10 protein-coding genes are annotated in these 13,133 nt (G+C 68.5%); 5 read left to right on the top strand and 5 right to left on the bottom strand.

Annotated features, from left to right (window positions below):
* Positions 1 to 16 precede the first annotated feature (16 nt).
* Positions 17 to 1,693 carry an acyl-CoA mutase large subunit family protein gene (locus HWV07_RS07250; protein ID WP_178333655.1) on the bottom strand — a complete coding sequence of 559 codons (1,677 nt, stop codon included), beginning with the start codon at positions 1,691 to 1,693 and terminating at the stop codon, positions 17 to 19.
* 186 nt (positions 1,694 to 1,879) lie between these two features.
* Here HWV07_RS07250 and HWV07_RS07245 point away from each other — a divergent pair, with 186 nt between their 5' ends.
* From HWV07_RS07245 to HWV07_RS07230, 4 genes are all read left to right on the top strand, one after another.
* The gene (locus HWV07_RS07245) at positions 1,880 to 2,746 is read left to right on the top strand and encodes a hypothetical protein (protein WP_211694241.1); all 867 of its coding nucleotides are present in this window, start codon (positions 1,880 to 1,882) and stop codon (positions 2,744 to 2,746) included.
* A gap of 82 nt (positions 2,747 to 2,828) precedes the next feature.
* On the top strand, positions 2,829 to 3,896 hold the full coding sequence (locus HWV07_RS07240; RefSeq protein ID WP_178333654.1) for a DUF1616 domain-containing protein: 1,068 nt from the start codon (positions 2,829 to 2,831) through the stop codon (positions 3,894 to 3,896).
* 78 nt (positions 3,897 to 3,974) lie between these two features.
* Positions 3,975 to 4,214: a hypothetical protein gene (locus tag HWV07_RS07235; protein WP_178333653.1), complete on the top strand. Its 240-nt coding sequence runs from the start codon at positions 3,975 to 3,977 to the stop codon at positions 4,212 to 4,214.
* A 376-nt stretch (positions 4,215 to 4,590) separates the two neighbouring features.
* The gene (locus HWV07_RS07230) at positions 4,591 to 7,218 is read left to right on the top strand and encodes a PAS domain S-box protein (RefSeq protein ID WP_178333652.1); all 2,628 of its coding nucleotides are present in this window, start codon (positions 4,591 to 4,593) and stop codon (positions 7,216 to 7,218) included.
* A gap of 13 nt (positions 7,219 to 7,231) precedes the next feature.
* On the opposite strand, the gene HWV07_RS07225 is transcribed toward HWV07_RS07230, so the two are convergent.
* Genes HWV07_RS07225 through HWV07_RS07210 form a run of 4 tightly spaced genes read right to left on the bottom strand, consistent with a single transcriptional unit; the run spans position 7,232 to position 8,956 of the window.
* Positions 7,232 to 7,600 carry a DUF5615 family PIN-like protein gene (locus HWV07_RS07225; protein ID WP_178333651.1) on the bottom strand — a complete coding sequence of 123 codons (369 nt, stop codon included), beginning with the start codon at positions 7,598 to 7,600 and terminating at the stop codon, positions 7,232 to 7,234.
* The gene (locus HWV07_RS07220) at positions 7,597 to 7,872 is read right to left on the bottom strand and encodes a DUF433 domain-containing protein (protein ID WP_178333650.1); all 276 of its coding nucleotides are present in this window, start codon (positions 7,870 to 7,872) and stop codon (positions 7,597 to 7,599) included. The genes HWV07_RS07225 and HWV07_RS07220 overlap by 4 nt, the downstream gene beginning before the upstream one ends.
* 57 nt (positions 7,873 to 7,929) lie before the next feature.
* Positions 7,930 to 8,445, bottom strand: a complete 516-nt coding sequence (locus HWV07_RS07215; protein WP_178333649.1) for a metal-dependent hydrolase — start codon at positions 8,443 to 8,445, stop codon at positions 7,930 to 7,932.
* The gene (locus tag HWV07_RS07210) at positions 8,438 to 8,956 is read right to left on the bottom strand and encodes an OB-like fold-containing membrane protein (RefSeq protein ID WP_178333648.1); all 519 of its coding nucleotides are present in this window, start codon (positions 8,954 to 8,956) and stop codon (positions 8,438 to 8,440) included. The genes HWV07_RS07215 and HWV07_RS07210 overlap by 8 nt, the downstream gene beginning before the upstream one ends.
* 135 nt (positions 8,957 to 9,091) lie before the next feature.
* Between HWV07_RS07210 and HWV07_RS19635 the strand changes: the two genes are divergently transcribed.
* Positions 9,092 to 13,075 (top strand): PAS domain-containing protein, encoded by a 3,984-nt coding sequence (locus tag HWV07_RS19635; RefSeq protein ID WP_211694239.1) that lies wholly within the window; start codon positions 9,092 to 9,094, stop codon positions 13,073 to 13,075.
* Positions 13,076 to 13,133 lie beyond the last annotated feature (58 nt).

The raw sequence follows: 13,133 nt of genomic DNA, 5'->3' as shown, positions 1-13,133 counted from the left end.
GCTTCTACTCGCCTGGTCAGACGCCCGCGCGGTACTCCCCGAAGACGTCGCGCATCGCGTTGCAGATCTCGCCGGTCGTCGCGTAGGCCTTCACGGCGTCGACGATGTACGGCATGACGTTCTCGTCGCCCTCGGCGGCCGCCTTCAGGTCGGCGAGCGCGTCGTCGACGGCCTCCTGGTCGCGGTCGTCGCGGATCGCCTGGACGCGCTCGCGCTGCTGTTGTTGCTCCTCCTCGGAGACCTCCTCGATGTCTTCTTTGGGCTCCTCGTCGACGGTGTACTCGTTGACGCCGACGATGATGCGCTCGCCGCTCTCGATCTCGCGCTGGCGCTCGAAGGCGACGTCCTGGATCTGCCCCTGGACCCACTGGTTCTCGACGGCCTGGCGCATCCCGCCGCGCTCGTCGATGTCCTCGAGGATGTCGAACGCCTCTGCCTCGAGTTCGTCGGTCAGCGACTCGACGTAGTAGCTCCCCGCGAGGGGGTCGATGGTGTCGGCGGCGCCGGACTCGTGGGCGAGGATCTGCTGGGTGCGGAGGGCCGTCCGGACGGACTTCTCGGTCGGCAGCGACAGCGCCTCGTCCTTGCCGTTGGTGTGGAGGCTCTGGGTGCCGCCCAGCACCGCGGCGAGCGCCTGGTAGGCGACGCGGACGACGTTGTTCTCGACCTGCTGGGCGGTCAGCGTCGAGCCGGCGGTCTGGGTGTGGAACTTCAGTTGCTTGGAGCCGGGCTTCTCGGCGTCGAAGCGCTCCTCCATGATCTCGTACCACATCCGGCGGGCGGCGCGGAACTTCGCGACCTCCTCGAGGACGTTGTTGTGGGCGTTGAAGAAGAAGGAGAGCTGCGGGGCGAACTCGTCGACGTCGAGGCCGGCGTCGATGGCCGCCTCGACGTACTCGACGCCGTCGGCGAGCGTGAAGGCGATCTCCTGGGCGGCGGTCGCGCCGGCCTCGCGGATGTGGTACCCCGAGATGGAGATGGTGTTGAAGTTGGGGACCTCGGCGGCGCAGAACTCGAAGATGTCCGTGATGATGCGCATCGAGGGCTCCGGCGGGAAGATGTAGGTGTTGCGGGCGATGTACTCCTTGAGGATGTCGTTCTGGATGGTGCCGCGGAGCTCCTCGCGCGGGACGCCCTGCTTGTCGCCGACGGCGATGTACATGGCCAGCAGGACGGAGGCGGGCGCGTTGATGGTCATCGACGTCGACACCTCGTCGAGGGGGATGCCGTCGAAGACGGTCTCCATGTCGTCCAGCGAGTCGATGGCGACGCCGGCCTTCCCGACCTCGCCTTCGGCCATCGCGGAGTCGGAGTCGTAGCCCATCTGGGTGGGGAGGTCGAAGGCCATCGAGAGGCCGGTCTGGCCCTCGTCCATCAGGTAGTTGAACCGCTCGTTGGTCTCGCTGGCAGTGCCCATGCCGGCGTACTGCCGCATCGTCCAGAGGCGGCCGCGGTGCATCGTCGAGTAGACGCCGCGGGTGTACGGCGCCTCGCCCGGGAAGCCGATGTCCTCGTCGTACTCCTGGTCGGCGATATCGGCGGGCGTGTACAGCGGGTCGACCGTCTGGCCGCCGGTGTCGGTCGTGAACTGCTCCTTGCGCTCCCCGAAGCGCTCGACGGTGGGGCCGTAGGTCTCCTCGCGCCACTGTTCGTGGCCCTCGCGAATGGCTTCGAGGTCGTCGGGGTCGAACATTGTCGAAAGGGAGGGCGGCCAGGGCTTAAGGATTGACGGGCCCGACAAAGAGCGGCGACTCCCATTTCTCGGTCGCAGTCCACCTCCACGGGGAGCGGAGGCGCACTCCTTCCGTCGATTACAGCTGCTGAAACGGGCCGTGAGTTCGCCCGCCGGGATTTATCACCGGCGACAGAAGGAACGGGCGTGCAGAGTAGCGACGACGGCTTCCGCGGCTCGTTCACCGGGGTGCTCCGCTCGGCGGTGCGTCCGGTGGACCTGCTGGCAATCGTCGCGGTCCCGGCGGTCCTTGGGGGCGTCTTCCTCCTCCCCGAGGAGACGCGTCGCTCCCTCGCCTTCTCGTACACGGACCCGACGCTGTGGACCGCCTTCACCGCGAACTACGTCCACCTGGGCGCCGACCACCTGCTCGGGAACGTCGTCAGTTACGCGCTCGTCGTCCCGCTGGTCTACCTGCTGTCGGCGCTCAGCGGCCGCCGGCGCCGCTTCCTCGTCGCCTTCACGACGTTCGTCGTGGCCTTCCCCGCGGCGCTGTCGGTCCTGAACCTCGCGATCAGCCGCCCCGGTTCGACTGTCGGCTTCTCCGGGGTGAACATGGCGTTCGTCGGCTTCCTGCCGATCGCGCTGGCCGGCTTCCTCCGCGCGCACTTCGAGGTCGACGGCGAACTCGACCTCGCCGGCGGGCTGTTCTTCGCCGGCCTGGCGCTGGTCGCGGTGCTCAGTGTCCGGTCGCTGGCCACGGTCGGCGTCGCCGCGGCGGCGACGCTGGCCGCGTTGCTCTTCTTCCTCTCGGTGGCCGACCTCCACGAGCGGACCCGCCCGGACGTCCGCGCGGCGGTGCAGGCGGGGGGCTACTTCGAACTCGCCGCCGCCGCGTTCGTCCTCTTCGCGGGGCTGCCGATGGTGGCGTTCCCGATGGACCCGGTCGCCGACGGCAGCATCGTGAACCTCTACGTCCACCTGCTCGGCTACGCGCTCGGATTCATCGCCACCTACGCGACCGCGCACGTCACCGTCCGACTGCCCTCCGGGTCGACCGCCTCGCCGGCGTGACGGACGTCCCGCCGGGCGGCGACCCGCCGACCGTGTCTCGTCGACCGACTGATTTTTCCGGCGGTCCGCCGTTCCTCGACGCATGAACGGAGAGGGGCTCCGGCTGCTGTTACCCCGGCAGGTGCGCGAGCTACCGGCGGACCTGGTAGCCGTGCTCGCGCTCGTGGCCGCGACCGTCGCGGTCGTCTTCCTGCCGGTCGTCGGCGACTCGCCGGTCCGGGTCGTCGTCGGTCTGGCGTTCGTGCTGTTCGTCCCCGGCTACGCCTTCGTCGCGATGCTGTTCCCCGAGGCCGGCGACCCGCCGACGGGCGAGGAGCCGACCGACGTCGACGCCGACCCGGAGGGCGAGTCCGGGCCCGGATCGGGCGCTGGACCCGTCCCGAACGTCGACCGCGGCATCGACGGCGTCGAGCGCGTCGCGCTCTCGTTCGGGCTCAGCATCGCTATCGTCCCGCTGCTCGGCCTGGCGCTGAACTTCACGCCGTTCGGTATCCGGCTGGTCCCCATCGTCGTCACGCTCGGCGGTTTCTCGGTGATCGCGACGGTGGTCGCGGCCTGGCGCCGCCGGCAGCTCCCGGCCGAGGACCGGTTCCGCGTCCCCTACCGCGCGTGGCTCGCGGCGGCCAGACGGGAGGTGTTCGACCCGCCGACGCGGCTCGACGCGGCGCTGAACGTCGCGCTCGCCCTGGCCGTCCTGCTGGCGGCCTCCAGCGTCGTCTACGCCATCGCGGTCCCGCCGCAGGGCGAGCAGTTCTCGGAGTTCTACCTCCTGACCGAGGACGACGAGGGCGAACTGGTCGCGGACGGCTACCCGGAGTCGTTCACCGCCGGCGAGCCGGAGTCGCTGTACGTCGGCATCGAGAACAACGAGTACGAGTCGGTCGACTACACCGTCGTCGTCCAGCTCCAGCGCGTCGAGGGGGAGGGCAACCAGTCGCGCGTGACCGACCGCGTCGAGGTCGATCGCTTCTCGGCGAGCGTCGCCCACAACGAGACGTGGCTCCAGGAGCGCCGCCTCACCGTCGGCGGCGAACTGACCGGCGAGGACCTCCGGCTGACGTTCCTCCTCTACGACGGCGACGTCCCGGCGGCGCCCACACGGGCGAACGCCTACCGCGACCTCCACCTCTGGGTCGACGTCGCGCCGTAGGCGGCAGCAGGACCGCGCCGCGTTTCGACGCTCGATACAGGACGCGAGTTAAACTGGGATTGACCCGTTCTGACGGGCATGTCGCAGTTCCCACAGGAGGTCGACCTCCGGAGGACCTCGCACTTCCTCTTCGAGGTCGGCAGTCTGATGTCCCTGGTCTTCGGCGTGCTGTTCCTCGTCGGCGTGCTGCTGCTCTCGGCGGCGTACACGACCGGCGCGTCCGTCTCGGTGGGGGCCGCCGTCACCGGCCTGTTCGGATTGCTCGCGGTGAACGGCGTCGTGTTCCTCTACTGGAGCGCGAAGGTCGACCAGCGCTAGAAGGAGTCGTCGAACTTACTGCCAGAGGCCGCACTTCGCGGCCGTCTCCGGGTCGAGCTTGCTGTACGGGGGTTCGTCGTCTTCGTCCTCCTCTTCGTTCGGGGCCGACTCCTCGGCCAGTCCATCTGTGGTCATCCTTGCTATGTCTTCACGAGCGCTTGCCATTAATATGTAACTCGACTCAGTTCGTGAAGTGGGTAGTTAGTTGATAGTTGTGCGGCGCGGAGTGTCGACGGGGCGGCTGGGTAGCGATGGGGTGGATGGGCCGGGGCAGGCACGCGGTCGGGGGCCGACCCCCTCGCCCGCGCTTCCGTTCGAGGCGCCACCTGACAGACCGCCGAGTGATTTAACCGGTGGGAGGATATTGTATGTCGCAATGCCCGACGGGTCCGCGACGTCCGAAGGGGGGTTCCTGGACAGCGCGGGCGCCGAGCAGGCGCTCCGGAGCTTCCGGACGCTCGCCGAGGCGGTCGACGAAGGGGTCTACCAGCTCGACGCCGAGGGGCGCTTCCGAGCGGTCAACGACGCGCTGCTGGCGACGACGGGTCACGACCGCGAGACGCTCGTGGGCTCGCACGTCTCGACCGTCCTCGACGACGAGACGGTCGACCGAATCGAGAACCGGCGTCGAGACGAACTCGACGACGAGGCCGTTTTCGACGCCACCGTGCGAGCCGCCGACGGTCGATCCCTGCCCTGCGAGATCGAACTCCTCGACCCGATGGCCGGCGACGGGAGCGACGCCGTCGTGGGGTTGCTGCGGGAGCGCGAGGACCTGGGGCCGATCGCTCCCGCGGCCGCCGGGGACCGTGGGACGTGGCTCGAGCAGTACCGGGTGCTCACCGAGGCCGCCAACGACGTCATCATCACCATCGACGAGGACAGCGTCGTCACGTCGGTGAACCCGGCCGTCGAGGACGTCTTCGGCTACGAACCGGAGGCGGTGATCGGCGAGTCGCTGACGATGCTGATGCCGGACGAACTGACCGAGCGGCACCGCGAGGGCGTCGAGGAGTACCTGGCGACCGGCGAGCGGAACATCGACTGGGACTACGTCGAGTTGCCGGGTGTCCGCGCCGACGGCCGGGAGATCACGCTGGCCGTCTCCTTCAGCGAGGTCGAACACGAGGGCGAGACGTACTTCACCGGTATCGTCCGCGACGTCACCGAGCGCAAGGAACACGAGTGGGAGCTCGAGCGGACGGAGCGGCGCTTCGAGGCGATCTTCGAGGACCCGAACATCCTGGTGGGGCTGCTGGAACCGGACGGGACGGTCCTCGACATCAACCAGACGGCCATGGAGTACATCGGGACCGACCTCCAGGCAGTCCGCGGGCAGCCCTTCTGGGAGACGCCGTGGTGGAGCCACGACGAGTCGGTGCAGGCCGACGTCAGGGAGTGGACCGAGCGGGCCGCCGAAGGCGAGTACGTCGGCTTCCAGGCCGACCTGGAGCGGCCGAACGGCGGGTCCTACGCGCTCGAGGGCGTCTTCCGGCCGGTGACGGACGACGAGGGCAACGTCGTCTCGATCATCGTCTCCGATCGCGACGTCACCGAGCGCAAGGAGCGCGAGCGGGAACTCGAGCTGTTCCGGACGCTGCTCGACTACTCCAACGACGTCCTGCTGGTCGTCGACCCGGAGACAGGGCGGTTGCGCGACGCCAACGACACGGCCTGCGAGCGACTCGGGTACGGTCGCGAGGAGCTGCTCGAGATGGACGTCACGGACATCGAGATGCGGTTCCCGGACGTCGACAACTGGGAGTCCCACGTCGAGGACATCCGGGCGGAAGGGTCGGTGACGATCCGCGGGACCCACCAGCGGAAGGACGGGTCGACGTTCCCGGTGGAGGTCAACGTCTCCTACGTCGAGCTCGACCAGCCGTACGTCATCGCCATCGCCCGCGACATCACCGAGCGCCAGCACCGCCAGCAGGAGCTCGAGCAGTACGAGACCATCGTCGAGACGATCCCCGACGGCGCGTACGTCCTCGACGAGGACCACCGCTTCACGCTGGTCAACGAGACGCTCGTCGAGATGACCGGCTGCAGTCGCGAGGAGCTGCTCGGGTCCGACGCCGGCGTCATCAGCACCGACGGGGGCCACCAGCGCGGCCTGGAGCTCCGCGAGCAGCTGAAGGCCGGCGAGATCGACGTCGCCGTCCTCGAGGAGGAGATCCAGACCGCCGACGGCGGTACCTTCGACGCGGAGATCCGCTTCGACGCCCTCTACGACGAGGAGGGGACCTTCCGCGGGACCGCCGGCGTCATCCGCGACATCTCCGAGCGCAAGGAGTACGAGCGGAAGCTCGAGGAGTCCAACGAGCGTCTCGAGCAGTTCGCGTACGCGGCCTCCCACGACCTCCAGGAGCCGCTACGGATGATCACGAGCTACCTCCAGCTCATCGAGCGACGGTACACCGACGAGCTGGACGAGGAAGCCGAGGAGTTCATCGACTTCGCGGTCGACGGCGCCGAGCGGATGCGCGAGATGATCGACGCGCTCCTCGAGTACTCTCGCGTCGAGACCCGCGGCGACCCCTTCGAGCCCGTCGACCTGAACGCGGTCCTCGAGGACGTGCTGGCGGACCTCCAGCTCCCCATCGACGAGACCGACGCCGAGATCACGTCCGACGACCTCCCGACGGTAGCCGGCGACGCCAGCCAGCTCCGGCAGGTGTTCCAGAACCTCCTCGACAACGCCATCGAGTACAGCGGCGACGAACTACCGCAGGTCCACGTCGCCGCCGAACGCATGGGCGACCAGTGGCTCCTCGCCGTCGAGGACGAGGGCATCGGCATCGATCCCAGCGACGCCGACCGCGTCTTCGAGGTGTTCCAGCGGCTCCACTCCCGCGACGAACACGACGGGACCGGCATCGGCCTGGCGCTGTGTCGCCGGATCGTCGAGCGCCACGGCGGCGAGATCTGGGTGGAGTCCGAATCCGGCGAGGGGTCGACGTTCTACTTCACGCTGCCGGCGGCCGATGAACCTGCCGAGTAAATTGGCGCAAGCGTCACCTCTGCAACCAGTCGTACCACTCGTCGAGATCGACTAGTTCGTTCTCGACGCCGTCCTGGCCGTACTGGTTGAAGACTTCGTCGACCGTTCTGGCGAGCCCTTCGGGGTCCCTGTCGGGGAGTTCCTGGTCGTAGTACAGTAGCATCCCAGCGTGGTCATACTCCTGGTGCAGCGGTTGGAAATCCTTCGCGTTGTTCGTGAGGATGACGACGGAACGATCGACGCACCACTTCAGGAGCGCCCTGTCGTTCGTGTGTTCGCCGAACTGGTCTTTGGCCTGGTCGACTTCGTATCCCCGTTCCCGTAACAGCCGCTCGAAGATCCGTCCGACGTGTTCGTCGAGTAGGATTCGGACGCCTGTCACTGGACGGTCTCTTTCGGTTTCAGCGACGACTCTCGAACTCGCTCGAACGCGTCCTCGTTTTCACGCTCGAAGCTCCGCATCTCGTCGACGTTGTCGTAGTAGTACGAGAGGGCTTCGTAGACGCTGGACAGCGAGATATCGAGCTGGTCTGCGACGTACGCAGGCGACTGCCCACTGTCGATCACCCGTGTGGCGACGTGGCGAACACCGATACGAGTCCTCGCTAACCGTGGCTCGCCCCCGATGACGTCCTCGTCACGAGTGATGGTCATACCTTGCATTGGTGAGTTATCGTTTATATCCTTTCGGCCGAAGCGAGGTTAGAATTGCTAGCCATCTCGGTTTGCAGTCCTCGACTTGAGGGTCAATCGTCGATCGATCAGCCACACGCAGATGGCGGCGACCCCGGCGACGACGGCCGGCCACCGGTCGCTGGAGACGTAGATCCCCTCGACGGCGAACCGGTGGACCGTGAACGGCCACAGCAGCGGGCTCGTGAGCCCGGACGGCTTGTACAGCAGGAAGTCGAGCGCGTAGTGGGAGGTGGCGCCGGCCGCGAGGAGCCCGACGGCGAGCCGGCGGTGTCGCCGGTCGACGAGGAGCGCGGCGACGGTGACGACGAGGACGGTGCCGCCGAGGCGATGCAGCGGCACCCACGTCCACGGGATGCCGACCAGCGTCTCGACGGTCGGGTCCGGGACGAGGAGCTCGATGCGGTTGAGGTCCGGCGAGAGCGCGCCGACCATCACCAGCGTGACGAACGGGCCCGTGACGCGGTCGTCCCGCCAGGAGAGCGCCGTCCCGACGACGAACCCGACGAGCGCGTGGGTCAGCAGGTCAGGCATCGGCCTCACCTCGCCACCGCTGGAGGAGCGACCGTTCGCGCGGGACGACCCGGAGTCGGCGAGGCTGGACCCGCCACCCGTTGAGGAAGCGGGCGCCGACCAGGAGGACGCCGACGAACGAGATGGCGTACATGTACCCGAGCTCCCAGGGCTGGCGGACCAGCGCCCGGTCGCCGTCGACGGCCATCGAGCGGTCCGGCCGGAGTTCGCCGGAGACGTAGACGTCGTCGCCGACCGCGGCCTCCAGGTCGCCGACGAGTTCGAGCCGGAAGCTCGCCTCCTCGTAGACGCCGGTGTCGTAGCTGACCCTGATGACGACGGGGTCGGTCTCGACGACCGAGCCGCCGATGGACGTGGTCTCCCCGACGTGGGCGGCGTAGTCCCGGTCGAGTTCGGCCTCGGACGGCTCGACGTGGGGCGAGGCGGGCCAGGCGGCGCCGCCGAGGACGAAGAGCCCCGAGAGGGCGAGGAGGCACAGCGCGATCGCGGCGCCGCGGGGGACGTCGTTCATCCTGGTCCGGCTGCTCGCGCGAGCGGCGTAAATGTGGCCTTTCGGTCCGGCGATGGCGACCCAGCCGCCGCTACGACGAGTCGCTGCAAGCCGAGGTGTTTTATCGCCTGGACTACTGGTAACCTGTAGGACAGTATGGAGTCGTCTTCACCGACCGATCTCGACCTCGAGAGTCGACTCCACCGACAGGAGGTCGTCACCGACCTCGCACGCCGGGCGCTCGAGACCGGCGACCTCGACCGCGCGCTCGACGACGCGGTAGCCGCCGTCAACGAGACTCTAGGGTGCGGATACTGCGGGGTGTTCGAGTCGATATCGGGCGGTGAGACGGTCGCCCTCCGCGCCGGGAACGGGTGGGCGCAGGGGACGGACGGGCAGACGGTCGACGTCGAGACTGACTCGCTGCTGGGCGACGTCCTCGGTCGCGACGGCGCAGTGGTCGTCGACGACCTCGCGACCGACGAGCGCGACGCAGACGGCCTTTCGACGCTACTGGCGGAAGACGACGTCGTCGCAGCGGTCGCCGTCAGGATCGGCCCCGCGGCCGACCCGTGGGGAGTGCTGGCCGCGTTCGCGACCGAGCCGGGGGCGTTCAGCGAGGTGGACGGCGACTTCCTGGAGCGCGTCGGCGACGTCGTGACATCGGCCGCTGCCGGCGAGTCGTCCACCGCCGCCGCGGGACCGTCCGGGGACGGGCCCGTGGCGACGGAACTCGAGGAGATCTACGGCCGCATCTCGGACGCGTTCTTCGGGCTCGACGAGGACTGGCGGTTCACCTACCTCAACGACCGGGCGGACGAGCTGATCAACCCCGAGGGCCGGTCGCTCGTCGGCGAGCACATCTGGGAGGCGTTCCCGGAGGGCGCCGACCGGGCGTTCAAGCCGAAGTACGAGCGGGCGATGTACGACCAGGAGACCGTCTCCTTCGAGGAGTACTACCCCGAGCCGCTGGACACGTGGTTCGAGGTGCGGGCCTACCCCTCCGAGTCGGGGCTGTCGGTGTACTTCCGGGACATCACCGACCGGAAGGCGCGGGAGCAGGAGCTCGAGCGGACGGAGCGGCGCTTCGAGGCGATCTTCGAGGACCCGAACATCCTGGTGGGGCTGCTGGAACCGGACGGGACCGTCCTCGACATCAACCAGACCGCCATGGAGTACGTCGACGCCGACCTGGACGCCGTGGTGGGCGAGGCTTTCTGGGAGACGCCGTGGTGGAGCCACGACGAGTCGGTGCAGGCCGACGTCAGAGAGTGGACCGAACGAGCCGCCGAAGGCGAGTACGTCGACTTCGAGGCCGACCTCGAACAGCCGGACGGGGGCCGGTACACACTGAACGGCGTCTTCCGGCCGGTGACGGACGACGAGGGCAACGTCGTCTCGATCATCGTCTCCGATCGCGACGTCACGGAGCGTCGCGCGTACGAGCGGCGACTCGCCGAGAGCGAACAGCGCTACCGGACGCTGGCCGAGCGCTTCCCGAACGGCCTCGTCACGCTGTTCAACGAGGACCTGCGCTACACGCTGGCGACCGGCCAGGCCTTCGACTACCTGCCGGTGTCCAGCGAGGACGTCGAGGGGAAGACGGTGCGGGAGGCGTGGGGCGACGACGTCGCGGACGACCTGGAGCCGCTGCTCGAGGGCGTCCTGGCGGGCGAGTCGGGGTCCGTCGAGGTCTCCTACGTCGGCCGCGACTGGGTCATCTACGCGGAGCCGATCGCCGACGAGGCGGGCGACGTCTTCTCGGGGCTGACGATGGCCCAGGACATCACCGAGCGCAAGGAGTACGAGCGGAAGCTCGCGGAGAGCGAGCGGCGCTATCGGACGCTGGCAGAGCACTTCCCGAACGGCGCCGTCGGCATCTTCGACGAGGACCTGCGGTACACGCTGGCCGAGGGGACGGCGCTCGGCGAGACGATGCCGCCCTCGGCGGCGATCGAGGGCAAGCGGATGCCCGAGGTCTTCCCCGATGAGACCGTCGCGGACATCGAGCCGCTGTTCCGGGCCGCCATCGAGGACGGCGAGACCACCAGCACGACGACCCGACTCGACGGGCGCTACTGGCGGGTGTGGACGACGCCGCTGCAGGACGGCGACGACGAGACCTTCGCGGGGCTGAGCTTCACACAGGACGTCACCGAGCAGGTCGAACGCGAGAAGCGCCTCGAGCGCTACGAGACCATCGTCGAGGCTGTCAACGACGGCGTCTACGTGGTCGACGAGGACGGCTACTTCACGATGGTCAACGCGGCGTACGCGGAGATGCTCGGTTACCCGCGGGACGAACTCGTCGGGATGCACGTCTCGACGGTCGTCGACAACGACGCCCTCGAGGAGGCCAACGAGCTACAGACTGCCCTGGAGGAGGACCAAATCGAGGAGGCGGCCATGGAGGCCGAACTGCGGACGTCCAGCGGCGAGACGTTCCTCTCCGAGGCGACTTTCGCGCTGCTGCCGGAGGACGACGGCGACTGGCACCGCGTGGGCGTCGTCCGCGACATCAGCGAGCGGCGGGAGCGGGAGCGCCGCCTCGCCGAGAGCGAGCGGCGCTACCGGACACTCGTCGAGAACTTCCCGGACGGCGCGGTGGCGATGTTCGACGCGGACATGGAGTACACGGTCACGGGCGGCCAGCTCCTGGAGACGGTCGGGGTGGAGGCGGCCGACCGCGTCGGCAACAGCGTCTACGAGATCTACCCCGACGAGATAGTCGAGCAGGTGGAACCCTACTTCGAGGCGGTCTTCGACGGCGAGTCCAGCTCGTTCGAGATCGAGTTCCACGGTCGGGACCTCTACGCCAACACCCTGCCGGTCAGGAACGCGGCCGACGAGATCTTCGCGGGGATGCTCGTCGTCCAGGACGTCACGGAGCGCCGCGAGTACGAGCGGGAGCTGCAGGCCCGCGCTCACCAGCAGCAGGCCGTTGCCGAACTCGGACAGTTCGCGCTGGTGGCCGACGACCTCGACCAGCTCATGGCCGAGGCGGCCCGGCGCGTCTCGGAGGTCCTCGACACCGACTACTGCAAGGTGCTGGACCTCGACCCCGCCAGTCGCGAGCTGCTGTTGCGGCAGGGCGTCGGCTGGGACGAGGGCATCGCCGGGAACGCGACCGTCGGCGCCGACGAGGACGACTCGCAGGCGGGCTACACGTTGCGTTCCGACGGGCCAGTAGTGGTCGAGGACCTCGCGACGGAGTCGCGGTTCAGCGGGCCGGAGCTGTTGACCTCCCACGACGTGGCCAGCGGCATCAGCACGATCATCGGCTCGATCGACGACCCCTGGGGGATCCTCGGGACCCACGACACGGGGCGCCGCGAGTTCACCGATGAGGACGTCAACTTCGTCCAGAGCGTCGCGAACATCCTCGCGGAGGCCATCGAGCGCCACCAGTACCAGACGGAACTGGAGGACACCGTCGAGAAGCTCGAGGAGTCCAACGAGCGCCTCGAGCAGTTCGCGTACGCGGCCTCCCACGACCTCCAGGAACCGTTGCGGATGGTCTCGAGTTACCTCAAGCTCATCGAGAGCCGCTACGTCGACGAGCTGGACGAGGAGGCCGAGGAGTTCATCGACTTCGCGGTCGACGGCGCCGAGCGGATGCGCGAGATGATCGAGGCGCTGCTGGCGTACTCCCGCATCGAGACCCGCGGGGACCCCTTCGAGCCCGTCGACCTCGAGGACGTCGTCGACGACGTCCTCGCGGACCTGCAGTTGCAGATCCAGGAGACCGGCGCCGAGATAACTATCGAGTCACTCCCCACCGTCCAGGGCGACCGTGGGCAACTCCGGCAGGTCTTCCAGAACCTGCTGGACAACGCCATCGAGTACAGCGGCGAGGAGCGGCCGCAGGTCCACGTCGGCGCGGACCGGACGGGCAAGCGGTGGGTCGTCTCGGTCAGCGACGAGGGCATCGGCATCGACCCGGAGAACACCGAGATGGTCTTCGAGGTGTTCCAGCGGCTCCACTCCCGCGAGCAGTACGCCGGGACGGGGATCGGCCTGGCGCTCTGTGAACGCATCGTCGAGCGTCACGGCGGCGACATCTGGGTGGAATCGACGCCCGGCGAGGGGTCGACGTTCTACTTCACGCTGCCGGCGTCGGACGGTGATGCGGATGCCTGACGCGACGGTCGCCGAGGTAACCGCTCCGGCACCGTCTCTCGCCTCGACGCGGGCCGGG

The sequence above is a fragment of the Natronomonas salina genome (assembly GCF_013391105.1).
GTDB lineage: Archaea > Halobacteriota > Halobacteria > Halobacteriales > Haloarculaceae > Natronomonas > Natronomonas salina.
This window is presented reverse-complemented; position numbering and strand designations above follow the sequence as displayed.